Raw genomic sequence first — 22953 nt, forward strand, 5'->3', positions numbered from 1 at the left:
GGCCACGGCAGAAGAGGAAGAACACTGTGTCGACACGAACAGCGCGGCTGATCCCGCGGCTCACCGCGGCAGCCGCCGCGGCGGCGCTCGGCGGGACGGTCCTCGTCCCGGCATCGCCCGCCGCGGCGGCGAGCCGGAACGGCGTCTGCGAGAGCGGCGAGTTCTGCTACTACTACAACAGCGGCAACGAGGGGTCGCTCTCGGACTTCACCGGTTCGGTCGCCGACTACGGCACCGCCCAGCCCTCGTGCTACGACTTCAAGGGCGCGGGCGCCGGCAAGGGCAAGTGCGTCAAGAACGAGGCCGCGTCGGTCTGGAACCGCAGCGGCAAGACGGTCCGGGTCTATTTCAACAGCAACTACGGCGGCACGTACCAGGACTTCAAGGCCGGCGCCAAAGGCAACCTGAACGCCACCCTGAAGAACCAGAACGCCTCGCACAAGTTCCTGAGCTCCACGCCGCCGGCCGGCTGCAAGACCGACGGCACGAACAGCAAACTGCCCACGACGATCCTGGTGTACCGGGTGTCGCTCGACCGGGTCGACCGGGTGGCGTTCAAGACGTACGTCAAGAACGTCCTGCCCAACGAGTGGATCACGAGCTGGCCGAGCGAGTCGCTCAAGGCCGGGGCGATGGCCGTGAAGAGCTACGGCTGGTACTGGGCGCTGCACTCGACGCGCAAGACGTCGGACGGCCGGTGCTTCGACGTCTACGACACCACGTCGAGCCAGGTGTACAAGCCGGGCTCGGCCAAGGCGTCGACGAGTTCCGCCGTGGACGCGACGTGGGGCACCCGGATGACCCGGGGCGGGAGCATCCTGCAGGCCCACTACTGCTCCACGACCACGGCGTGCGGCGGATGGGTCACCGGGGACTGGATGTCGCAGTACGGCTCGCGTGACAAGGCCAACGCGGGCTGGAGCCACTCCAGGATCCTGAAGGCCTACTACAGCGGGATCACGCTCTCCTGAACCCGCTGATCACGACCCCGGTTCCCCGTCGTGCCCGCCACGGCGGGGAACCGGCGTCATTCGACGATGATCTGGAAGTTGACCGGCCTGCTCCCGGGGAAGGCGACCTTTCCGGCGGCGTCCACCATCTTGAACCGGACGTAGCAGAGGCCCGGCTTCCTGGGCGTGGTGATGACGGTCCGGATGTCGACCATCCGGCCGGGCCGCGTGTCCTTGATCGGCACGTCGGAGATGGTCTGGCACTGGTCGGCCTGCTGCGGGACGTCGAGGCGGCGCAGCGAGTACCCCTCCCACGGCACTTTCCCGGCGTTCTTGAGCCGCCACACCTTCGTCACGGTCTTGCCGGCGCCGACGCGGGTGCAGTCGGGCAGTGTGATGTCGGCGATGAACGCGGCCACGTCGCCCTTGTGCGCCGGCGGCGCCGGAGCGGGGTTGGTCGCGTGCACCGGGCAGTCGGCCGGGGACAGCGCGGCCTTGGAGACGCCGCCGGACGGTTTCGCGCCGCCCCCCGCGGCCCCGGAATCGCGGTTGACGGCGACCACGATGACGACCACCGTCCCGACGCCGACGGCCGCCGTCGCCAGCGCTAAGGCCACCGGACGGCCCAGGCGGAATCGGCCCCGGCCGGACGCCGGCGGGACGCCGTCGCCCGCTTCGCCGAACGGTGGCGGCGCCGGCACGGCCTCGCCGGGCGGCTCGGCCGTCGGCGGCTCGATGGCGATGTGCACGGCGGAACGTTCCGCGGCGCCCGTCACGGGGGCGGCGAGCCCGCCGGACGCGCGGCCCTCGGCGGGCGCGGGTTCGGTGGCGCCCGCCGATCTGACCGCCTGGTTCGCCCTCTCCCAGCGTTCGCGGTAGCCGGCCGGGTCGGCGCCGCACGCCTTGACGAACTCGGCCGTGGTCCCCCAGCTCGGGAGCCGGTTGCCCTTCGTGGCCTCGTGCAAGGTCGTGTGCGAGATCGCCCCCGACCGGCCGGACATCTCACGAAAAGAAGGATTGCCGACCGATTCGCGCAGTTCCCGCAGGTCCGCCGCGAAACCCTCGATCGCATCCGCCTGTGCACGCCTGTCGTCCACCGGGTGAAGCTAACAGCGGCCGTACCCCCCGCTCAAGCATGCAACGAAACCGGCGTCGGGCCGTGATCAACCGCCGCCGCTCGCATTCCCGCCCAGTTCACAGTTCCCATGACCAGGGCATTTGACGAACACGTCAGATCGCGGCCACGGAGATCCGCCGGCCGAATTCGAGCCCGTGCGCTCGCAGTTCGGACGGACGGTCGAGCGCGAGCCCGCGGTCGGCGATCCTCCCTGCTCGCCCATCCCGGCCACGCCGCGCCGGATCGGCCCGGTTACGCTCCCAGCGGTCAACTGGTCAGTAATCACTTGCTCCCCGTACGTCGCCCCCCGCCCGAATGGAGTACCGATGCCCGACGTGAGCCGCCGTTCCCTGCTCGCCGGCGCCGCCGCCACCGCCGGCCTGGCCGCCGTCGGGACGCCCCGCCCCGTCGCCGCGGCGGCGAAGCGGACACCCGTGACGCGCGAGGAGCACCGCGTCGTCATCATCGGCTCCGGCTTCGGCGGAGGCGTGACGGCCCTCAGGTTCGCGCAGGCCGGGGTGCCGTGCCTGGTCCTTGAGCGCGGCACCTGGTGGCGCACCGGGCCGAACGCCGAGACGTTCCCGCACGCCACGTCCCCCGACAACCGGATGTTCTGGCTGGGCTCGACCCCGACGGTCTTCGGCATCCCGGCCAGCCCCTTCCCCCCGTACACCGGGCTGCTCGAACAGGTGCCCGGCGACGGCATGGACATGATCGTCGCCGCCGGGGTCGGCGGTGGCTCGCTGGTCTACCAGGGCATGACGCTCCAGCCGACCGAGGAGGTGTTCAACGCGACGTTCCCCGAAGAACTCGACTACGCGCGCATGGACCGCGACCACTACCGCCGCGTCGCGAGCATGCTGGGCATCGAGACCGCACCGGACGCGATCGTCAACAGCGCGACGTACAAGCCGTCGCGCATCTTCGCCCGCAACGTCGAACGCGCCGGCTACTCGGTGTCGAAGATCCCGATGCCGATCGACTGGACGTTCGCCGAGCGCGAGCTCAAGGGCGAGATGAAGCCGTCCTACACCAACGGCGACTGCGCGCTGGGGGTGAACAACGGCGGCAAGCACTCGGTCGACGCCACCTACATCGCCGCAGCGCAGGCCACCGGACGGGTGACGGTGGCGACGCTGCACAACGTCACCGACGTGGCCCTGGCCAAGGACGGCCGCTGGGAGGTCCTCGTCGACCGCATCGGGACCGACGGCACGGTGCTGGAAAAGAAGATCATCACGACGAAGGCCCTGGTCATGGCCGCCGGCACCGCCAACACCACCAAGCTGCTGATGCGCGCGGCGGCGAAGGGGCAGATTCCCGACATGCCCGACGGGCTCGGGACCAACTGGGGCTCGAACGGCGACCGCATCTACTTCTGGACGAACTTCGCGGACGACTTCGGCGCCCCGCAGGGCGGGCCGGTCGTCTACGGCAGCAAGGAGTGGGACGACCCGGCGACGGCCAACACGATCATCCAGGCCTCGCTGCCGCCGCTGCCCGACATCCGGTCGACCATGATCGTCGGCTACGGGGTGAGCTCGGGGCGGGGCCGGTTCGTCTACGACTCCGCCAAGGACGACGCCGTCCTCCGGTGGCCGCGCGACGCCGACGCCGCCCTGTACGAGCGGATCCACGAACGGGTCACCAAGATCGCGGGCCCGGCCTCGCTGCTGCTCGACACGACCGGCGCGTACCCGTCCACCTGGCATCCCCTGGGCGGCGCCTCGATGGGGACGGTGTGCGACCTCGCCGGCCGCGTCCGGGGGCATCGCGGCCTGTACGTCCTGGACGGCGCCCTGATGCCCGGCACCACCGCGGCCTGCAACCCGTCGATGACGATCGCCGCGATCGCCGAACGCGCGACCGACGAACTGATCGCCCACGACGTGGGATCGGTCTTCTGACGCACGGCCGGTCTCACCCGAGCACGGGTTCCGCAGGTGAGCGGGTCAGCGGGTCAGGCCGGGCTCCCGCCGGACGGGTCCAGCATGGGGACGAGGAAGCGCCGGGCCAGGTCGGCCACCTGGTCGTCGCTGTCGAGGTCGACGAGGTGGCTGGGGATCGCGAGGAACGAGGCGGAGATCCGCACCATCATCTCGGCGACGAGGTCGGCGTCCAGGTCGGCCGAGACGTTGCCCGCGCGCTGCTCCCGGCGCAGCTGGCCCGCGACGAACTGCCGGACGATGGCCAGGGTCCGGCCGCCGTCGCTCACCATGGAGGGCACGACCATGTCGGGCTCGGTGACGATCAGCCCGCCGATCAGCGGGTTGCCCCGGATGGCGCGCAGCGAGGTCACGAAGCCCAGCACCACCCGGTCCGCGGGGCTCTCGGCCCGCTTGATGTCGACGAGGAACCGGTCGAAGTAGCGCCGGAACTCGCGGCGCACCACCTGCTCGACCAGCGCGTCCTTCGTGGCGAACCGCCGGTAGACGGTGATCCGCGAGACCCCGGCCCGCCGGGCCACGTCCTCCATGGTGGACCGCTGGATGCCGATCCGGGAGAACTCCGCATGGGCGGCGTCGAGCACGCGCGTCCTGGTCGCGTCCCGGTCGTCGACCCGTTCCACCGCGTCGCTGTACGCCTGGTCGAGCAACGATTCCGCGCCCCCCGGCGCCAGAAACGACTGCACAGAATCCACGAGCTCCTCCTGAGGCGATCGATTCTGCCCCAATCACCGGCGACCGTCACGGCGGGTCTTGTGATGGCCGACACGTTGTGCTCTTATTGACGCTGTTGTTGATGATACACGGGAACGAGTTGCGTTTCAGCGTATCATCACGGTGCTCTCGGCCCCGAGGAGGAGCGAAGGCATGGAGAAACCCAGCAGGCGCAACGTGTTGGTGGCAGGCGGAACGCTCGGCGCGCTCGGCGCGCTCAGCGTCGCGACGCCCGCGCAGGCGTCCGCACTGTGGACGTGGTCGCCCAAGGGCTCGGTGGCGGGTGCCGGCGAGGGCGCCGACCCGCGCTGGGTGTGGGACCCCGAGTGCGACGCCCTGGTCGCCGGCATCATCGACCGGGGCGAGGCGCCCGCGGTCAACAAGCTGCTGAAGACCTGGACCAAGAACGGCCAGGCACTGCCGAGCGGGCTCCCCGCGGACCTGCGCGCCTTCATCGAGAACGCCCGGCAGCTGCCGTCGTGGGTGGACCGGGCCAAGCTGGCCAAGGCGTTCGAGTTCAACGAGAAGCGCGGGCTCTACCTCGGCGTCACCTACGGCTTCGCCAGCGGGATGATGAGCACGGCCATCCCCAAGGAGGCCCGCGCGGTCTACTACTCCAAGGGCGGCGCGGACATGCGCGACCGCATCACCAAGACCGCCAAGCTCGGCTACGACATCGGCACCGAGCGGGCCTTCGAGCCCGACGGTGAGATGATCGTGACCTGCGTCAAGACGCGGCTGGCCCACTCGGGCGTCCGGCACCTGCTGCCCAAGTCCCCGTACTGGCAGAAGGCCGCCGACGAGGAGATCCCGATCAGCCAGGCCGACATGATGGTCACCTGGCACAGCCTGCCCACGACGGTCATGAAGCAGCTGACCAAGTGGAAGGTTCCGATCCCCGCCGACGAGTCCGAGGCGTTCCTGCACTCGTGGCAGGTGACCGCGCACATGCTCGGCATCAGGGACGAGTACATCCCGAACTCGTGGGCCGAGGCCAACTCCCAGGCCGCGCAGGTCCTCGACCCGATCCTGGCGGCCACCCCCGAGGGCATCAAGCTCGCCGACACGCTGCTCAACCTCGCGTCCTTCATCGACCTCGGCCTCCTCACCCCCCACATCCTCGGCGCCCTCAGCCGCTACGTGCTCGGCGACGAGATCGCCGGCTGGCTGAAGATCCCGCGCGAGCCCGTGTGGGACCCGATCTTCAAGAACCTCTGGCCGCCGTTCGTCGCCGTCCGCGAGGGCCTCCTCGAGCTGACGGACGCTCCGCCGGAGCTGCGGACGGTCTACTGGATCTTCGACGAGATCATCCGGCAGGCTGTCCTGTTCGTCCTGTCCGGGGCCGACTACCCCATCAGCATCCAGATCCCCACCACCAACAACCCGAACTACTGATCAGGACCGCCTGATCGGGCAGGCTCCCCACCAGAAGACGATGATCTCCGGGCTCGGAATCCATGGATTCCGAGCCCGCGGCGCGTCTCGAACGGTGCGTTCGATGCGAACTAATGGGACATGTGTGACACTTGCCGCGGTCGCGGCGCTGCATGATCATGGGGTCGGCCCACGGGCCGCGACGTGAACGGGGAAGCATGCTCAAGCGCACAGTGATCGGGGCGTCCGTCGCCGCCGTGGCGGTGGCCGGAACGGTGAGCTGGACGATCACCTCCTCCAAGGGGACGGCGACGACCGCGTCCGCCAACGGACCGGGCACCGGGCGGGTCCACGCCCGCGCACTCCAGGATCTGGCGGGCGCCGCCTCCGGCGGGAAGGCCAAGGGACTGCCCGCCGCGACGACGGAGCCTTTCAGCCTCGCCGGCGTCACCTGGGACCGGCCCCGGGAAGAACTTCGCGGCACCGTGCGGCTGCGCACGCGGGACATCGCGACGGGCCGCTGGTCGGCGTGGCGCACCCTGGAGCCCGACCTCGCCGACGCCCCCGAACGGGGCGGACGCGGCGGCACCAACGGGCTGTGGGTCGGCCCGTCCAACGGCGTCGAGGTGCGCGTCACCGGGCAGGGCCGCACCCTCCCGGACGGCCTGCGCGTCGACCTGGTCGACCCGGGCAAGCCGGCGGCGTCGCCCACGCCCCGGGCCGCCGGGCCGGACGCGGACACCGGGATGAAACTGGTCGCGGCGACCACCCCGCTCGGCACCCCCCTCGGCGCGCCCGTCACGGCGCCGAAGCCGGCCATCGTGGCCCGCTCAGGGTGGGGCGGTGACGAGTCGATCGTCCGGAACCCCCCGACGTACGACGCCTCCGTCAAGGCGGCGTTCGTCCACCACACCGACACCGGCAACGGCTACACCTGCGCCGAGTCGGCGTCGGTGATCCGGTCCGTGTTCCTGTACCACGTGCAGAGCCAGGGCTGGGACGACATCGGCTACAACTTCCTGGTCGACAAGTGCGGCACGATCTTCGAGGGGCGGGCCGGGGGCGTCGAGCGTCCGGTGCACGGCGCGCACACCTACGGGTTCAACACCGACACCACCGGGATCGCCGTCCTCGGCACCTACACGGCCGCGGACGACCCCGACGTCCCGGGCGTGGCGCCCAGCAAGGCCGCCCTCGACGGCGTCGCGAAGACCGCCGCGTGGAAACTCGGGCTGACCGGCGTCGACCCCACCGCCAAGACGACCCTGACCTCCGCGGCGCCCGACGGGTCCGGCGGGAAGTACCCCTTCGGGCAGCAGGTCTCCTTCAACACGATCTCCGGCCACCGCGACGGGTTCGCGACCGCGTGCCCCGGCGCGCAGCTCTACAGCGCGCTGCCCGCCGTCCGGACGGCCGCGAAGCAGATCACGGTCCCGGCCCTGGCCGCCACCGTGACGGGCGCGAAGGCCGCCGGCGGCGCCTACTACACCAAGAGCACGGCCACCGTGAACTGGACGCCGGCCGAGGGCGCCACCTACACCGTCGCCGTGGACGGCGCGACGGCCGCGACGCCCGCCGCCGGGGCGACGTCGGCGACGCTGACGCTCGCGCCCGGCACGCACACCGTCCAGCTGCACGCCGATTTCGCCGACGGCACCGCCTCCGCGTCCCCCGTCTTCACGGTCATCGCGGACACGACTCCCCCGGTCATCTCGTCCCAGGCGCTGTCCCTGCGCAGGGCGACGGTCAACACCACGGGGATCCCCGTCGCGCTGACCTGGAAGGCGGCCGACAACACGCTGCTCAGCTCGCTGAAGGCCACCTCGCCGACCGCGAAGGCCTTCTACACGACCACGACGAGCTGGTCGACGAGCGCCAAGCCGCTGGCGACGCAGTCGTGGTCGCAGACCGCCACGGACGCCGCGGGCAACACCGGGACCAGCGCGATCAGCCGGTACGCCGGCGGCATCAGCGAGGGCTCCGCCCGCCGCACCGGCACCTGGAAGCTCACCACGACCAAGTACTACCTGGGCGGTCGCGGCCTCTACACCACGTCCAAGGGCGCGAGCGCGAGCTGGACGTTCACCGGCCGCACCGCGGGCCTGATCTTCAAGCGCGCGTCCAACCTCGGCGCCGTGTACGTCTACGTGGACGGCGCCAAGGTCGGGACGCTGGACACCCGCTCCTCGACCACGGCCTACCGGCAGCTCCTGTGGACGCGCACCTGGAGCACCAGCGGCAAGCACACCATCAAGATCGTCGTCGCGGGCACCTCCGGACGCCCGCTGGTGGGCATCGACGGCCTCGTCTACCTACGCTGACCCACCCCGGCAAGCCGCCGTCGGCCTCGCCCGCGCAACGTCGTAGCCCGTCTGGAACACCTCCAGGCGGGCTACGCCCGTCTCCACCGGGGTGCCCGCGGCGGCTTCGTCCCGGCTGAGGGCGGTCAGGCGATCCATCCGTCGTCGCGCGCCTGCTCCAGAAGCCGGTCGGCCTCGCGGGTGTCGAGCATCTCCAGGCCGCGGACGGCCCAGAACTGCAACGACTCGTCCATGCTCTCCAACTGGCCGCGAAAAACGTCGAGGGCCTTCGGAGACCGGGCCTCGGCCAGCAGTTCCAGAAGCCAGCAGCGCAGCCCCGGATCCCGCTCCGCCCCGAACTCCCCGATCAGCTCGTCGACGTAGGCGTCGGCGTGCTCGCGCAGGAAGTCGAACGCGCCCTCCCGGGCCCGCGGGTCCGTTCCCCGCATGGACTGCATGGCTTGATCGAAACGCCGCCGCGACATGCCCCGACCCTACGACCCTTCGCCGACATGTCCGGAAGCGGTGGTCAGGCGCGCCAGGCGCGGGCGGCGGTCCGCTCGATCAGGGTGACCGAGTCCGCGGGAGTGAGGCTCCGCCGGGTCAGCCAGTCGAAGACGCGGCGGTGCTCGTGCGCGACCGTCTCGTCCTGGACGAGGCTCAGCGGATGGCTCTCGCTGTGCACGACGGCGGGAAAGGTGACCTCGAAGGACGGCGCGAACTCCAGGAGAGTGAACGCTTGAAGAGCGGCGCTGTGGTCGGCGTCAAGCGGCAGTATCCGCAATTCCATATTGGGCAGAGCCGCAAGTTCCACCAGCCGCTCCAGCTGCCCGCGCATGATCTTGGCATCGCCGATGCGGTGCAGCAGGACGGCCTCGTCCAAGATCACTGACAACCGCAGCGAACGCGGCTCCCGAAGGAGTTCCTGGCGCTTCAGACGTACTTGAAGATCGCGTTCAATGATCGCCTCCGGTGCGGGGACGATCTCGGCCCAGCCCAGGATCAGGCAACGCGCGTAACCCTCCGTCTGCAGTAGCCCCGGAACCCATTGCGGGTCATAGGCGAACGCGACGTCGGCCTCGTCCTCCAGCGCGCAGTAGGCGGCCTGGTCCTGCGGCAAGCCCGCAAAACGGGCCCACCAGCCAGGGCTCGCCGCCTCGCGCGCCAGGGCGAGCATCTCGGTCAGCGCGTGGTCATCGGCCCGGTAGAGCTTGAGCATGCGCTTGATGTCGGACTCCCGCACACCGATCCGCGCCGTTTCGATACGGGAGACCTTACTGGCCGACCAGCGCAGCCGCCGTCCGACCGTCTCGGTGCTGAGATCGCTGTCCTCGCGCATGCGGCGCAGCGCGACGCCCAGGCGTCGGCGGCGCACGGACGGAGCTTGAGATGTCGGCACGGCCCACTCTTCCCAAGGGCGGCCAGGAATGGCGACGACCACCTGGCGTCACGGATCTTGAACTGTCGGATAACGGTCGGCTATCCCGACATGAAACCCTCGGTGCATGTTGCACCGCAGATATTACCTTAGGACACGTCCAAACTGAGTGAGAATTTCAAAACGGTGTGTCACCACATGGATAGATTTGCATGAACGGCCGGGTGCATCAAGCCGTGCATGGTGCACGGACCCTCGGGGGCGGGCATATTTGAGGCCAAGGGGAGTAGGTCGCCTCGGGTTCAACCGCTCGCGGCGAAGCATTGAGTCGAGTACCCGTGATCGCGATGGTGCGGTGTCGGGACAGGCCACCTCAGCGGTGGCGACCTCTGCATCGTGGACGACTCGTCCGCCGACTGGGGATGGGAGGACGAAACCTTGCCCCTCTGCGGCCCCCTTCACCGGAGCATCCTCGCGCTCGACTTGGAGAACTCGTCGACCCGCACCGACCTGATCAAGGTCGAACTGCGGAACCAGCTCTATCTGCTGCTGCATCAGGCGATGCGGGCGGCGGGCATCGAGGACCGCTGCTGCGAACCCATCGAGGACCGCGGCGACGGCGTCCTCGTTCTCGTCCAGCCGACCGACGACGTGCCGAGATCCCGCTTACTGGACCCGCTCATCCCCGTCCTCACCCGCCTGCTGGTCGACTACAACGCCGCGCTGCCGCCCGCCGACCGTCCCGCCTACCGGCTGCGCATGCGCGCGGTCGTCCACGCGGGCGATCTGTTCCGAGACGACCATGGGCCGTTCGGCGGGGAGATCGACGCGGCCTTCCGCCTCCTCAACGCCGACGCGGTCCGCTCGGCTCTACGCGAGACGAGCGCACCTCTCGCACTGGTCGTCTCCCAGCAGATATACGAGGCGATCGTCATCCACGGGTACTCCGGCTTATGCCCGCAGTCGTACGAGCGCGTGGTCGAGGTCAACGTCTGCGGCGTGACCCGTTACGGGTGGATTCGCATCCCCGATGACTGCGAATCGGTTGCACTCGACTCCCTCCGTGTGCTTACGGAGAGTACGTAACGATTTTAATATTACTTCGCTCATCCTGCCAGAAACCTCTTGCATGGGTCCGACATCCTGAGTAAAGGGTACGATCGCGCTCTCTACAGGGAGCGCGATCGTATTCGTCCACTTCATATCAGGTCCCCGCAGAGGATTCCCATGTACATGGCAGCCGCAGACGCCGAACCACCGAAGACGTACACCCGCCCGACAGGCCCGGACTCGGAGCGGGGCAGGTGGCGCAAGAGCCGGTTCTGCGGGGCGACCAGCGGCTGCCTTGAGGTGAGCCCCTTGGGCGCCGGAATGACCGGCGTCCGTGACAGTGTCCTCGACGAGGCGAGTCCCGTAATCGTCCTCGACCGGAAGGTCATGGCCGGCCTCCTCGGGCGCATCAAAGCGGGCCAGCTCGACCTGAAATAGAGCTGAACACCCTTTTCTTTGAGAATTGCAGAGGCCCGAACCCCGGCCAGACGTCATGCCGCCCGTGAAAGCTTTCACGCCGGGACGGGCGCTAGGGCAGCAGGTGCCTTTCGTAGGCGGTGGCCACGGCCGCGGCGCGGTCGTTGACGTCCAGCTTCGCGTAGATGTGGGTGAGGTGGGTCTTGACCGTGGCCTCGCTGATGAAGAGCTCGGCGGCGATCTCCCGGTTGCCGGTGCCGCGGGCCACCAGCCGCAGCACCTCCAGCTCGCGGGCGCTCAGCGAGCCGCCGCGCGGGTCGCGCACGCGCGAGACCAGGCGCGACGCGATGGCCGGGGACAGGACGGTCCGGCCCTCGGCCGCGGCGCGGACGGCGTCGAACAGCTCCTCGCGCGGCGCGTCCTTCAGCAGGTAGCCGGTGGCGCCCGCCTCGATCGCCGGGATCGTGTCGGTGTCGGTGTCGTAGGTGGTGAGGACGAGCACCTTGCAGGGCAGCCCGCGCCGGACGAGTTCGGTGATGGCCTCGACGCCGCCTCCGCCGGGCATCCGCAGGTCCATGAGGACGACGTCGGGGCGCAGCTCCTCGGCGAGCGCCACGGCCTCGCGTCCGTCGGCGGCCTCGGCCAGGACCTCGAACCCGGCGGTCGCGGCGAACATGCCGCGCAGGCCGTCGCGGACGACGGGGTGGTCGTCGACGATCAGCAGCGTGATGTCAGCCATGGCGGATCAACGGTACGCGGGCGGAGACGGCCGTCCCCCGGCCGGGCTCGGACTCGATCTCCAGGGTGCCGGCGACGCGTTCGGCGCGCTCGCGCATGGCGGTCAGCCCGAAGCCGCCGGAGGCACGGGCGGCGGGGGTGAAGCCGCGGCCGTCATCGCGGACGTCGAGGGTCACCTCGTCGTCCATGTAGGAGAGGGTGACGCCGACGCGGGCGGCGTGCGCGTGGCGGGCGGCGTTGGCGAGGGCCTCCTGGGCGATCCGCAGGAGCGCGGCCTCCAGCTCGTCGTGCAGGGGCTCCACCGGCCCGGTGACGGTGAGCCGGGCCCGGCCCTCGGTGATCTTCTTGAGGGCCTCGGAGAGGGTGCCGTGCTCCAGGTCGGCGGGCGCGAGGTCGCGCACGGACCGGCGGGCCTCGCGCAGGCTCGTGCGGGCGAGCTCGGTCGCGCGGCGGACGTGCTCGCTGTCCTCGGCGGCCTGCAGCTGGGTGATGATGCCCGCGAGGCCCTGGGCGATGGTGTCGTGGATCTCGGCGGCGAGGCGGCGGCGCTCGTCGCCGACGCCCGCCTCCCGGGCCTGGACGAGGAGCTGGGCCTGGAGCCCGGCGTTCTCGGCGAGGGCCTGCTCCAGCCGGGCGTTGGCCGTTTCGAGTTCGGCGATGGTCCGCGCCTGGACGAGGGTCCGCTCGGCCTCCCGGTCGGCGAGCGCGCCGAAGATGAAGATGAGCCCGGTGTTCAGGGCGAGGAGCCCGGCGAACCCGGCCGCCTGGGCGAGGCTCGCGGGCGGCAGCCCGCCCGACTGGGAGCCCGCCATGGTGACCGCCGTGATGAACGCTCCGGCCCTGGCCCAGTGGCGGGTCAGGTAGTGCGGGCCGTCGAAGTATCCGAGGACCGCGTAGACGGCGAAGAACGGGTTGAGCCAGGTCAGGACGAAGGCGAGGACGGTCCGCGTCCAGAAGTAGACGGGCCCGGGGATCTTCCGTCCGGCGTGCAGGATCTGGAGTGCCGCGGCGGTGACCAGGAGGGCCGCGGCCGCCTGCTCCTCCGCCACCGACATGACCTGCTCCCGGATGAGCAGCGCGAGGAGGGTGGCGAGCGGGAGCAGGCCGAACGGCCCCCAGCGGTAGAACCGCTCCCACTGCTCCTGGATCGTCGCCACGGCGCCAGTCTCCCCTACTCCCAGCGGAACCACCGCACGGCGGCGGCGATCAGGACGGCGGCCCACACCGCGGTGACGCCGAGGTGCGTCCAGTCGGGCCAGGCGCCCTCGGCGGCCTGGTGCAGGGCCTGCGACGCGGCGCCGAACGGGAAGTACTCCACGACGCGCCGCAGCAGGTCGGGCATGGCCTGGACGGGCACCCAGACCCCGGCGAGGAACATCGCCGGGAAGAAGACGACCGAGCCGACCACGGCGGTGGCCTTCGTCGTGGGCGTGACCGCCGTGACCGCCGCGCCCAGCGCGAGCGCGCTGAGGGCGCCGAGCAGCAGCGCCAGCAGGTAGCCGGGCGCCTGGCCGGGCAGCGCGACGCCGAAGGCGAGCCGGCCGACGGCGATGACGAGCAGCGCCGAGCCCAGCGCGGCGGCGGAGTGCAGGACGATCTGCGCGGCCAGCAGCGAGCCGGGCCGCACCGGCGTGGTCGACATGCGGCGCAGGATGCCGCGCTCGCGGTAGCCGGACAGGACGGGCGGCAGCGCCTGGATCCCCGCCATGATCAGTGCGAGCAGCACGTTGACCGGGACGTACAGGTCGATGACCCGGCTCCCGCCGAGGGACGGGTCCGGTTCCCGGAACGACGGGATCAGGCCGAGGATCGTCAGCAGGATCGTGGGGAACGCGACGATCCAGAACAGGGTGAACGGCTCGCGGGAGAAGAGCCGGAACTCCGCTCTGAGGACGGCGGTGGAGGCGGACACGTCAGTTCTCCTGCTCTGCGGTGAGTTCGAGGAAGGCGTCGTCCAGCGTGGAGTCGGTGATCCGCAGCTGGTGGGCGGTGACGTGCCGGCGGGCGAGCAGCGCGATGACGGCGTCGACGGTCGCGTCGGTGCCGTGGACGGTGAGGCGGCCGTCCCGGCGCTCGAACGTCGTGGCCTCGGGCAGCTCGGACAGCTCGGCGTCGTCGAGGGGCCGCGACGGGGTGAAGGAGAGCACGGTCCCGCCGGCGCTGCGCCGGATCAGCCCGGCGGGGGTGTCGAGCGCCGCGATGCGGCCCCGCTTGAACACCGCGATCCGGTCGCAGAGGCGCTGGGCCTCCTCCATGAAGTGCGTGACGAGCAGGACGGTGACGCCGGAGTCGCGGACGTCCTCGATCAGCCGCCAGGTGTCGCGGCGGGCGCGCGGGTCGAGGCCGGTGGTCAGCTCGTCCAGCGCGACGACGCGGGGGCGGCCGATGAGGGCGAGGGCGATGAACAGGCGCTGCTTCTGGCCGCCGGACAGCCGGCCGAAGCGGGTGCCGAGCTTCCCGGTGATGCCGAGGCGTTCGGCGAGTTCGCGCCAGTCCGCCGGGTCCGGGTAGAAGGCGCTGTAGAGTTCCAGCGCCTCCCGCACGGTCAGCTTCTCCTGGAGTTCGCTCTCCTGGAGCTGGACGCCGAGGAGCCCGGTCAGTTCCGCGCGTTCGGTGCGCGGGTCGAGCCCGGCGACGCGGACGACGCCCGCGTCGGGCTCGCGCAGCCCCTCCAGGCATTCGACGGTCGTCGTCTTCCCCGCGCCGTTCGAGCCGAGGATTCCGAAGATCTCCCCCTCTTCGACGGAGAAGGTGACGCCGTCCACCACGGGACGGCCGCCGTAGACCTTGCGCAGGCCGCTGACTTCGATGATCGGCATGCTTCGAGGATCGTCCCGGACGGTGCCCGCGCACATCGCCCGGGCCGCTCGTCCGGCCATCATCCGATCGGTTGACGGCCCGCTACGACTCCGCGGCGCCCACCGGCCGCGGGAAGACCAGGGTCCGGGTCAGGTGGACGAGCATCGCGGCGAACGTGAGGGTCCAGGCGGCCAGGGCTATCCAGGTCTCATGGGCGCCGATCGACTCGACGATGGGGAGGCTGTCCGCCCGGCCGAGGTACTGCCCCGCGACGCCGTACATGCCGAGGGGGAACACGATGCTCCACAGCGTCGCCTCGTACCGCAGCGGCACGCGGTGCTTCACGTGCCGCCACCATCCGGCGGCGACCAGCGGGAGGATGAGCCAGCTCCCGAACGCCCAGAACACGACGGACGTTCCGGCGATCAATCCGCGGGTGGCGTTGACCATCGGCGCCTCGGCCATCTCCACGATCCGGGCGCCGGCCACGACGGTGATGGCCGTGGCGCCCATCGCGACCCAGTACGGCGGCGTCAGGTCGACGGGGCGCAGCGGGTAGAGCAGCATCCGCGCGGCGACGAACACGCCGGCGGCGGCGTAGAGGATCGCGCCGACCGACCAGGAGCAGACGGCGAGCAGCGCGAGCGCGGAGCGGGCCGTCTGCGCGGACGGCTCCAGCGCGGCGGCGAGCACCGCCACGGACTGGCTGGCGACCACCCAGATGAACCACGTCCCGTTGGCGCCGGCCACGACGGGACGGTCCTCGCGTCCGAGCACGGCCGTCCAGGGCACGACGTAGCCGAGGACGAGCCAGCTGAGGCCGCCGACGACGAGCAGGCAGAGCGCGATGCCGTGCTGCCCGGTCCCGGCGATCCGCGTGCCGAGGACGTCGGTCCCCGCGACGAACGTGAAGAACCCGAAGCCGCGCCGCGGATCGGTGAAGTCGGCCCGGAGGTCGGCGCGGAACGCGAGGGCCCGCCACGCGGTCGCCGCGACGAGGACGGCGTAGCAGAGGACGGCGAGCCACATCAGCGTGCCGGACAGCAGGGTCAGCCCGTTGGTGTTGACGCCGATCGACACGATGCCGGTGCCCATCACCAGCGCGAAGTAGCCGGGGTTGAGGCCCCGCACCGCCCGGGTGACCGCTTCCCGGCGCGCGCCACGACGCGCGACCAGCTGGTCATTTCGCACATCTAGTACGGTACGCCGATCTTGCGCCACTTCCGTCCACCGGTGCCCGGCTCGGGGGGCGGGCCGGCGCGGCGCTCGCGGTAGACGACGTAGGGGCGCCACAGGTACCACAGCGGGTAGCTCCACGCGTGGACGAGCCGGCTGAACGGCCACACCGCGAAGATCATCCAGGCGGCGGTGGCGTGCACCTGGTACATCGCCGGCGCGGCGCCGATCGCCCGGTGGTCGGGGGTGCCGGCGAACAGGCTGCGGAACCACGGGGACACCGTGTTCCGGTAGTCGTAGCCGCCGCCGAACTGCTGCACGCCGAGCGTCAGGTAGATGCCGAGCACGCTGATGATGCCGAGCAGGACCAGCGCGAGGTAGTCGACCGCGCTGGTGGTCGCGCGGACGCGCGGCACCCCCATCCGCCGGAAGATCAGGATGCCGGCGCCGATGAGGACGCCGATCGCCGCGACGGAGCCGGCGATGCCGGAGAACAGCGTGTAGGCGCGTTCGGGGATGCCGAGCCATTCGGTGAACGACTTCGGGATGAGGATGCCGATGACGTGGCCGGCGATGGCGGCGAAGGTGGCGTAGTGGAACAGCGGCGCGCCCCATTTGAGGAGGCGGCGCTCCTGGAGCTGGGTGGAGCGGCTCGTCCAGCCGAACTGGTCGTAGCGCCAGCGCCAGATGTGCCCCACCACGAAAACGATCATCGCCGCGTAGGGCAGGATCACCCACCACCACAGGTCCCAGCTGGTCATCGCCGCGCCCCCGCTCCGGTTCCGTCCAGGTACTGCGGCGGGGCGAACGGTTCGAGCCCCACCTCCTCCTCGGGGGGCCCGTCCTCCCAGGCCCGCCGGACCACCGCGAGGTCGCGGCGGCCGAGGCCCGGCAGCCGCGCGCACACCGCCTCGGCGAGGTCGGCGTACGGGGTGCCCGCCTCGCGCAGGGCCCGGCGCAGCAGCTCCAGGTCGGCGCGGTGCCGGCGGAGCAGCTTCGCGCCGTCCGGGCTCAGCGCCGCGAAGTCGAGGACGAGCGGCAGGTAGTCGGGCAGCTCGTCGTCGGACGGCCGGAACCCCGCAGCGCGGTAGGCGGTCTTGAACGCCAGCAGCGCCATCCCGCGCCGGCGGGTGTCGCCGTGCCGGTGGTAGGTCAGGTAGAGGGCGCAGCGGCGCCGCAGGTCGAACGTCTCGACGTAGTGCTGCGCGACCTCGGTGGGCGGGGTGGCGCGCAGCCAGCCGAGGAACCGCCCGAACGCCTCCCGGGACGCCTTCGGGCGGACGCCGGACGCGGCGGCGTCGAGGGCGTCGAGCCCCTCGAACAGCGCCATCGTCGGGCATTGCAGCAGGACCGAGGCGAGCTTGCAGGCGTCATCGTTCACTGGGCGTCCCCCTCCGGGAAGAGGTGGGGCGCGTCGCCGCGTCCGTCCCAGCCGAGCAGGTTGAAGTGCGTCCTGCCGTCGCCGCCCTTGAACGTGCCCGCGCCGCCGCGGACCTCGCCGGGATGGAAGCTCTCCACGCTCGGCGGCGGCCCCTGCCCGCCCATGCCGGGGCCGCCCTCGCCGTCGAGGCTGCAGAAGAGCTGCTCGTGCTGGGCCATCAGGCGTCCGGCGTCTTCGGCGTGGGCCTTGGGGATGACGTAGCGGTCCTCGTACTTGGCGATGGCGAGGAGCCGGTACAGGTCGTCCAGCTCGTCGGCGGTCGATCCGACGGACGCGGGCAGGTCGTCGGCGAGGTCGAGCCCGAGCTGCCCGGCGCGCTGGATCGCGCGGACGGCGGCGAGCTTGCGCAGGACGTCCCGCACCGTCTCGGCCTTCCCGGCCGTGAACAGATTGGCGAGGTACTCGACCGGGATGCGCAGCTCGTCGATGGTGGCGAAGACCCTGTCGGGGTCGGCCTCGTCGTACCCGGCCGAGTGCGCGACGTCGGCGACCGGGGACAGCGGCGGGATGTACCAGACCATCGGCAGCGTCCGGTACTCCGGATGCAGCGGCAGCGCCACCCGGTGCCGGACGGCCAGCTCGTAGACCGGTGACCGCTGCGCCGCCTCGATCCAGTCGAAGGGGATCCCGGCGCGCGCCGCCTCCGCCCGCACCTCCGGGTCGGACGGGTCGAGGAACACCGACAGCTGCGCCTCGTACAGGTCCTGCTCGTCGGGCGTGGCCGCCGCCTCGGTGACGCGGTCGGCGTCGTACAGGAACAGGCCGAGGTAGCGGAGCCGTCCGACGCACGTCTCTGAGCAGATGGTGGGCTGCCCGGCCTCGATGCGCGGGAAGCAGAGCGTGCACTTCTCCGCCTTGCCGGTGCGGTGGTTGAAGTAGACCTTCTTGTACGGGCAGCCGGACACGCAGAACCGCCAGCCCCGGCAGCGGTCCTGGTCGACGAGGACGATGCCGTCCTCCGCCCGCTTGTACATGGCGCCGGACGGGCAGGACGCGACGCACGACGGGTTGAGGCAGTGCTCGCAGATGCGCGGCAGGTAGAACATGAAGACCCGCTCGAACTCCATCCTGACCCGGTCCTCGATCCCGCGGAGGTCGGGGTCGTCCATCGCGTGCTCGGGGGCGCCCGCGAGGTCGTCGTCCCAGTTGCTGCCCCACGTCAGCTTCATGTCGCGTCCGGTGAGCGCCGAGATCGCGTGCGCGCTGGGGTTCTGCGTGCCGAGCGGGGCGTCGATCACCGTCTGGTAGTCGTACGTCCACGGGTCGCCGTAGTCGTCGATGGACGGCAGGTTCGGGTTGTAGAAGATGGCCAGCAGCTTCTTCAGCCGCCCGCCCGCCTTGAGCTCCAGCCTGCCCTTGCGGTCGAGCGTCCAGCCGCCCTTCCACTCGGCCTGGTCCTCGTACCGGCGCGGGTAGCCGGCGCCCGGCTTGGTCTCGACGTTGTTGAAGTACACGTACTCGGTGCCGGGACGGTTGGTCCACGTCTGCTTGCAGGTGACCGAGCAGGTATGGCAGCCGATGCACTTGTCGAGGTTCATGACCATCGCCACCTGCGCCATCGGCCGCATCAGAACCGCACCTCCTGGGACCGCCGGCGGATCACCGTGATCTCGTCGCGCTGGTTGCCGGTCGGGCCGTAGTAGTTGAACGCGTAGCTGAACTGCCCGTAGCCGCCGATCATGTGGGTCGGCTTGACCACCAGGCGGGTCAGCGAGTTGTCGGAGCCGCCGTGCCAGCCGGACAGCTCCGACTCCGGGGTCATCAGGTGCCGGTCCATCGCGTGGTACATGAAGACGGTGCCCTCCGGCATCCGGTGGGTGACGACGGCCCGGCACGCGACCACGCCGTTGCGGTTGAACGCCTCGATCCACTCGTTGTCGCGGACGCCGATCCGCGCGGCGTCGGCGGGGCTCATCCAGATCACCGGGCCGCCGCGGAACAGCCGCAGCATGTGCAGGTTGTCCTGGTACTCGGAGTGGATCGACCACTTCGAGTGCGGCGTCAGGTACCGGACGGTGATCTCCGGCCGGCCGTCCTCGCGGAGCCCCTGCTCGCCGAAGTGGCGGACGAAGTCGAGCGGCGGCCGGTAGGTCGGCAGCGCCTCCCCGTACTCGTGGATCCAGTCGTGGTCGAGGAAGAAGTGCATCCGCCCCGTGAGGGTGTGCCACGGCTTCTTGCGCTCGACGTTGACGACGAACGGGGAGTAGCGGCGCCCGCCCGTCTCGCTGCCCGACCATTCCGGGCTGGTGATGACCGCGCGCGGCTGCACCTGCGTGTCGGGGAAGGAGATGTGCTCGCCGGAGCGCTCTTCGGCGAGGTCGGCGAGGTCCATCCCGGTGCGCTTCTCGAGCGCCTTCCAGCCCTGCAGCGCGACGCGGCCGTTGGTGGTGCCCGACAGCGCCAGGATCGCCTCGGCCATGTGCACGTCCCGGGCCAGCGAAGGGCGGCCGTCGCCGACCCCGCCGCGGACGGCGCCGTTCGACTGGCGCAGGTAGTCGACCGCGCCGGACGGCACCAGGGTGACGCCCTTGGTGGACGTGCCGAGCGTGTCGACGAGCGGGCCGAGCGCCGCCATCTTCGCCGCGACCGCCGTGTAGTCGCGCTCGATGGCCACCAGCTTCGGCATGGTCACGCCGGGGACGGGCGCGCACTCGCCGGCCGTCCAGTCGAGGACCCGGCCGCCCGGCTGCGCCGTCTCGTCCGGGCTGTCGTGCATCAGCGGCACCGGGACCACGTCGGTGCGGGTGCCGAGGTGGTCGGCGGCGAGCCGCGAGAACTCCTCGGCGATGAGGCGGAACGCGTCGAAGTCGGTGCGCGACTCCCACGGCGGTGAGATCGCCGGGTTGAACGAGTGCACGAACGGGTGCATGTCGGTCGTCGACAGGTCGTGCTTCTCGTACCAGGTGGCCGCCGGCAGGACGACGTCGGAGTACGTGCACGAACTCGTCATCCGGAAGTCCATGGTGGTGAGCAGGTCGAGCTTGCCGCGCGGCGCCTCGTCCCGCCAGGTCACCCCGGCCGGGCGCAGATGCTCGGGCGACTCCTCGGCGCGGACGGCGTCGTCCGTCCCGAGGAGGTGCCGCATGAAGTACTCCATGCCCTTGCCGGACGAGCCGAGGACGTTGGCCCGCCAGATCGTCATCACCCGCGGCCAGTTCTCCGGCGCGTCCGGATCCTCCCCGGCCCACTTCAGCCGCCCCGACCGCAGCTCGTCCACGACGTGGTCGGCGACGGGACGTCCCGCCTCCGCCGCCTCGTCGGCGAGGTCGAGCGGGTTGCGGTCGAACGCCGGATGCGACGGCGTCCAGCCCAGCCGGGACGCCTGCGCGAGGCAGTCGGCGAACGACCGGCCCTCGAACAGACCGCGGCCGAGCGGGCTGGCCAGCTCCCCGGCGCCGAAGCTCTCGTACCGCCACTGGTCGGTGTGCAGGTAGAAGAACGACGTGCCGGTCATGTGCCGGGTCGGGCGCTGCCAGTCCAGCGCGAACGCGGTCTGCTGGAAGCCGGTGAGCGGGCGGACCTTCTCCTGCCCGACGTAGTGCGCCCAGCCGCCGCCGTTCACGCCCTGGCAGCCGCACAGCATCGTGAGCGTGAAGAACGTCCGGTAGATCTGGTCGGAGTGGTACCAGTGGTTGGTGCCGGCCCCCATGCAGATCATCGACCGGCCGCGCGACAGCTCGGCGTTGCGGGCGAACTCCCGCGCCACCCGGGTCGCGGCGGCGGCCGGCACCGAGGTGATCCGCTCCTGCCAGGCCGGGGTGTAGGGGTGCGCGGCGTCGCCGTAGCCGTCCGGCCACTCGCCCGGAAGCCCGTCCCGCCGGACCGCGTACTGCGCCATCAGCAGGTCGAACACCGTCGTGACGAGCCGTCCGCCGACCCGGACGGCCGGCACCCCGCGCCGGATCGCGTCCCCGCCCTCGGTGGCGCCGGCGTCGAAGCGCGGCAGGTCGACCGGCACCGCCTCCTCGTGCCGCCCGTACAGGCTCAGCACCGGGTCGACGTCGCCCAGCTCCAGGTTCCACCTGCCCTCGCCCTCCGCGGTGAAGCGGAACCCGAGCGTCCCGTTCGGCGCCACCGGCTCACCGGTGCGCGCGTCGAGCAGCACCGGCTTGTGCGCGGCGCCCGCGCCCTCGTCGCCCAGCTCGCCCGCGGTGAGGAACCGGCCGGGACGGACGGCGCCGCCGTGCTCGTCCAGCGTGACGAGGAACGGCAGATCGGTGTAGGTCTTGACGTACTCCGTGAAGTAGGGGACCTGCCGGTCGCGGAAGAACTCGCTGAGCACCACGTGGCCCATCGCCATCGCGAGCGCGCCGTCCGTGCCGGGCGCCGCCGCGAGCCAGTCGTCCGCGAACTTCGTGTGGTCGGAGAAGTCGGGCGAGACGACCACGACCTTCTGGCCCCGGTAGCGCGCCTCGGTCATGAAGTGCGCGTCCGGCGTCCGGGTGATCGGCAGGTTGGTGCCCCAGATGACCAGGTACGACGCGTTCCACCAGTCGCCGGACTCGGGGACGTCCGTCTGGTCCCCGAAGACCTGCGGCGACGCGATCGGCATGTCGGCGTACCAGTCGTAGAACGACAGGATCGTCCCGCCGATCATCGACAGGAACCGGGTGCCCGCCGCGTACGAGACCGGCGACATCGCCGGGATGGGCGAGAACCCGACCACCCGGTCGGGCCCGTACTCCTTGACCGTGTGCACATGGGCGGCGGCGATCAGCTCGGTCACCTCGGGCCACGACGCCCGGACGAACCCGCCCTTCCCCCGCGCCCCCTTGTAGAGCGCCGTCCTGCCGGGGTCCCCGGTGATCTCCGCCCAGGCGGCGACCGGGTCCCCCGTCCGCTCCCGCGCCTCCCGCCACATCGCCAGCAGCGGCCCCCGCACGTACGGGTACCGCACCCGGGACGGCGAGTAGGTGTACCAGGAGAACGACGCCCCGCGCGGGCAGCCGCGCGGCTCGTACTCCGGCGATTCGGGGCCGACCGACGGGTAATCCGTCTGCTGCGTCTCCCACGTGATGATGCCGTCCTTGACGTACACCTTCCACGAGCACGACCCCGTGCAGTTCACCCCGTGGGTGGACCGCACCTCCCGGTCATGCCGCCACCGCTCCCGGTAGAACTCCTCGGCGCCGCGCCCGCCCTCCCGGTGCACCTCCCGGTGGTCGCCGGACGCCGTCCCCGGCACGAAGTACTGCGCCTTCCGCAGCAGCCCCTCGACCGGCTCCCCCATCGGAAGCAGGGGCGCCAGCGACCCGCGGTCCGTGGACATGCGACTCCCCTCGCGAACCCGGGGGGAGTGTGTGCTTGATCACGACTACCCGCCCCGGACGGCGCCGAACCACCGAGCCGCCCTATCTACCGAACCTCGATGCAAAAATGCCCCGCCTCGCACCAGCGGTGAGATGTCGCCTGGGGCTCGCGTTGTACTCGGAGCTGACGGCGGGGTAGTAAATGCCGGGATCGCCCAAGAGGTCCAGAAGTCACGTCGGCAGGGTGGTCCGGAGGGCTAGGGCGAGGGTGTTGATCGCGGTGTCGGTGTATGCGCGTGCGTCA

At 71.0% G+C, this 22953-nt stretch carries 19 protein-coding genes; 6 read left to right on the top strand and 13 right to left on the bottom strand.

Going from position 1 to position 22953, the window contains the following annotated elements; genetic code table 11:
* Positions 1 to 26 precede the first annotated feature (26 nt).
* A complete protein-coding gene (locus SM611_RS02980) occupies positions 27 to 971 on the top strand; it encodes a SpoIID/LytB domain-containing protein (RefSeq protein WP_371947209.1) in 945 nt (314 codons plus the stop codon).
* Positions 972 to 1027: 56 nt separating this feature from the next.
* On the opposite strand, the gene SM611_RS02985 is transcribed toward SM611_RS02980, so the two are convergent.
* Positions 1028 to 2047 (bottom strand): NBR1-Ig-like domain-containing protein, encoded by a 1020-nt coding sequence (locus tag SM611_RS02985; RefSeq protein WP_371947210.1) that lies wholly within the window; start codon positions 2045 to 2047, stop codon positions 1028 to 1030.
* A gap of 346 nt (positions 2048 to 2393) precedes the next feature.
* Here SM611_RS02985 and SM611_RS02990 point away from each other — a divergent pair, with 346 nt between their 5' ends.
* On the top strand, positions 2394 to 3974 hold the full coding sequence (locus SM611_RS02990) for a GMC oxidoreductase (protein WP_371947211.1): 1581 nt from the start codon (positions 2394 to 2396) through the stop codon (positions 3972 to 3974).
* 53 nt (positions 3975 to 4027) lie between these two features.
* Here the strand turns inward: SM611_RS02990 and SM611_RS02995 are convergent, their stop codons facing one another.
* Positions 4028 to 4708, bottom strand: a complete 681-nt coding sequence (locus tag SM611_RS02995) for a TetR/AcrR family transcriptional regulator (RefSeq protein ID WP_371947212.1) — start codon at positions 4706 to 4708, stop codon at positions 4028 to 4030.
* Positions 4709 to 4880: 172 nt separating this feature from the next.
* Here SM611_RS02995 and SM611_RS03000 point away from each other — a divergent pair, with 172 nt between their 5' ends.
* On the top strand, positions 4881 to 6122 hold the full coding sequence (locus tag SM611_RS03000; protein ID WP_371947213.1) for an oxygenase MpaB family protein: 1242 nt from the start codon (positions 4881 to 4883) through the stop codon (positions 6120 to 6122).
* Positions 6123 to 6319: 197 nt separating this feature from the next.
* Positions 6320 to 8422: a peptidoglycan recognition protein family protein gene (locus tag SM611_RS03005; RefSeq protein ID WP_371947214.1), complete on the top strand. Its 2103-nt coding sequence runs from the start codon at positions 6320 to 6322 to the stop codon at positions 8420 to 8422.
* Positions 8423 to 8547: 125 nt separating this feature from the next.
* On the opposite strand, the gene SM611_RS03010 is transcribed toward SM611_RS03005, so the two are convergent.
* Positions 8548 to 8886, bottom strand: a complete 339-nt coding sequence (locus SM611_RS03010; protein WP_371947215.1) for a HEAT repeat domain-containing protein — start codon at positions 8884 to 8886, stop codon at positions 8548 to 8550.
* Positions 8887 to 8930: 44 nt separating this feature from the next.
* On the bottom strand, positions 8931 to 9776 hold the full coding sequence (locus SM611_RS03015; protein WP_371947216.1) for a helix-turn-helix domain-containing protein: 846 nt from the start codon (positions 9774 to 9776) through the stop codon (positions 8931 to 8933).
* A 399-nt stretch (positions 9777 to 10175) separates the two neighbouring features.
* Between SM611_RS03015 and SM611_RS03020 the strand changes: the two genes are divergently transcribed.
* The gene (locus SM611_RS03020) at positions 10176 to 10865 is read left to right on the top strand and encodes a hypothetical protein (RefSeq protein ID WP_371947217.1); all 690 of its coding nucleotides are present in this window, start codon (positions 10176 to 10178) and stop codon (positions 10863 to 10865) included.
* A 147-nt stretch (positions 10866 to 11012) separates the two neighbouring features.
* Positions 11013 to 11267, top strand: a complete 255-nt coding sequence (locus tag SM611_RS03025) for a DUF397 domain-containing protein (RefSeq protein ID WP_371947218.1) — start codon at positions 11013 to 11015, stop codon at positions 11265 to 11267.
* A 91-nt stretch (positions 11268 to 11358) separates the two neighbouring features.
* Here the strand turns inward: SM611_RS03025 and SM611_RS03030 are convergent, their stop codons facing one another.
* The 9 genes from SM611_RS03030 to SM611_RS03070 form a co-directional block, all read right to left on the bottom strand.
* On the bottom strand, positions 11359 to 11985 hold the full coding sequence (locus tag SM611_RS03030; RefSeq protein ID WP_371947219.1) for a response regulator: 627 nt from the start codon (positions 11983 to 11985) through the stop codon (positions 11359 to 11361).
* Complete coding sequence (locus SM611_RS03035; RefSeq protein ID WP_371947220.1) at positions 11978 to 13141, bottom strand: sensor histidine kinase; 1164 nt, start codon at positions 13139 to 13141, stop codon at positions 11978 to 11980. The genes SM611_RS03030 and SM611_RS03035 overlap by 8 nt, the downstream gene beginning before the upstream one ends.
* A 14-nt stretch (positions 13142 to 13155) precedes the next feature.
* Entirely contained in the window at positions 13156 to 13896 is a 741-nt protein-coding gene (locus tag SM611_RS03040) for an ABC transporter permease (RefSeq protein WP_371947221.1), read from the bottom strand.
* A gap of 1 nt (position 13897) precedes the next feature.
* Positions 13898 to 14803 carry an ABC transporter ATP-binding protein gene (locus SM611_RS03045; protein WP_371947222.1) on the bottom strand — a complete coding sequence of 302 codons (906 nt, stop codon included), beginning with the start codon at positions 14801 to 14803 and terminating at the stop codon, positions 13898 to 13900.
* Positions 14804 to 14885: 82 nt separating this feature from the next.
* Entirely contained in the window at positions 14886 to 15974 is a 1089-nt protein-coding gene (locus SM611_RS03050; RefSeq protein WP_371947223.1) for a tellurite resistance/C4-dicarboxylate transporter family protein, read from the bottom strand.
* A 2-nt stretch (positions 15975 to 15976) separates the two neighbouring features.
* Positions 15977 to 16720: a respiratory nitrate reductase subunit gamma gene (gene narI / locus SM611_RS03055; RefSeq protein WP_371947224.1), complete on the bottom strand. Its 744-nt coding sequence runs from the start codon at positions 16718 to 16720 to the stop codon at positions 15977 to 15979.
* The gene (gene narJ, locus SM611_RS03060) at positions 16717 to 17340 is read right to left on the bottom strand and encodes a nitrate reductase molybdenum cofactor assembly chaperone (RefSeq protein ID WP_371947225.1); all 624 of its coding nucleotides are present in this window, start codon (positions 17338 to 17340) and stop codon (positions 16717 to 16719) included. Before narJ ends, narI begins: the two co-directional genes overlap by 4 nt.
* Positions 17337 to 18968, bottom strand: coding sequence for a nitrate reductase subunit beta (gene narH / locus SM611_RS03065; RefSeq protein ID WP_371947226.1), 1632 nt, complete (start codon positions 18966 to 18968; stop codon positions 17337 to 17339). Before narH ends, narJ begins: the two co-directional genes overlap by 4 nt.
* The gene (locus SM611_RS03070) at positions 18968 to 22669 is read right to left on the bottom strand and encodes a nitrate reductase subunit alpha (RefSeq protein ID WP_371947227.1); all 3702 of its coding nucleotides are present in this window, start codon (positions 22667 to 22669) and stop codon (positions 18968 to 18970) included. The genes narH and SM611_RS03070 overlap by 1 nt, the downstream gene beginning before the upstream one ends.
* Positions 22670 to 22953: the final 284 nt, after the last annotated feature.

The sequence above is a fragment of the Actinomadura monticuli genome (assembly GCF_041463655.1).
GTDB classification, from domain to species: domain Bacteria; phylum Actinomycetota; class Actinomycetes; order Streptosporangiales; family Streptosporangiaceae; genus Spirillospora; species Spirillospora monticuli.

What these genes read in the sequence shown, in the direction of transcription:
- SM611_RS02990 (WP_371947211.1), top strand. Translation starts at nt 2,394, where the DNA reads ATGCCCGACGTGAGCCGCCGTTCCCTGCTCGCCGGCGCCGCCGCCACC.
- SM611_RS03000 (WP_371947213.1), top strand. Translation starts at nt 4,881, where the DNA reads ATGGAGAAACCCAGCAGGCGCAACGTGTTGGTGGCAGGCGGAACGCTC.
- SM611_RS03005 (WP_371947214.1), top strand. Translation starts at nt 6,320, where the DNA reads ATGCTCAAGCGCACAGTGATCGGGGCGTCCGTCGCCGCCGTGGCGGTG.
- SM611_RS03010 (WP_371947215.1), bottom strand. Translation starts at nt 8,886, where the DNA reads ATGTCGCGGCGGCGTTTCGATCAAGCCATGCAGTCCATGCGGGGAACG.
- SM611_RS03025 (WP_371947218.1), top strand. Translation starts at nt 11,013, where the DNA reads ATGGCAGCCGCAGACGCCGAACCACCGAAGACGTACACCCGCCCGACA.
- SM611_RS03030 (WP_371947219.1), bottom strand. Translation starts at nt 11,985, where the DNA reads ATGGCTGACATCACGCTGCTGATCGTCGACGACCACCCCGTCGTCCGC.
- SM611_RS03045 (WP_371947222.1), bottom strand. Translation starts at nt 14,803, where the DNA reads ATGCCGATCATCGAAGTCAGCGGCCTGCGCAAGGTCTACGGCGGCCGT.
- narI (WP_371947224.1), bottom strand. Translation starts at nt 16,720, where the DNA reads ATGACCAGCTGGGACCTGTGGTGGTGGGTGATCCTGCCCTACGCGGCG.
- narH (WP_371947226.1), bottom strand. Translation starts at nt 18,968, where the DNA reads ATGCGGCCGATGGCGCAGGTGGCGATGGTCATGAACCTCGACAAGTGC.
- SM611_RS03070 (WP_371947227.1), bottom strand. Translation starts at nt 22,669, where the DNA reads ATGTCCACGGACCGCGGGTCGCTGGCGCCCCTGCTTCCGATGGGGGAG.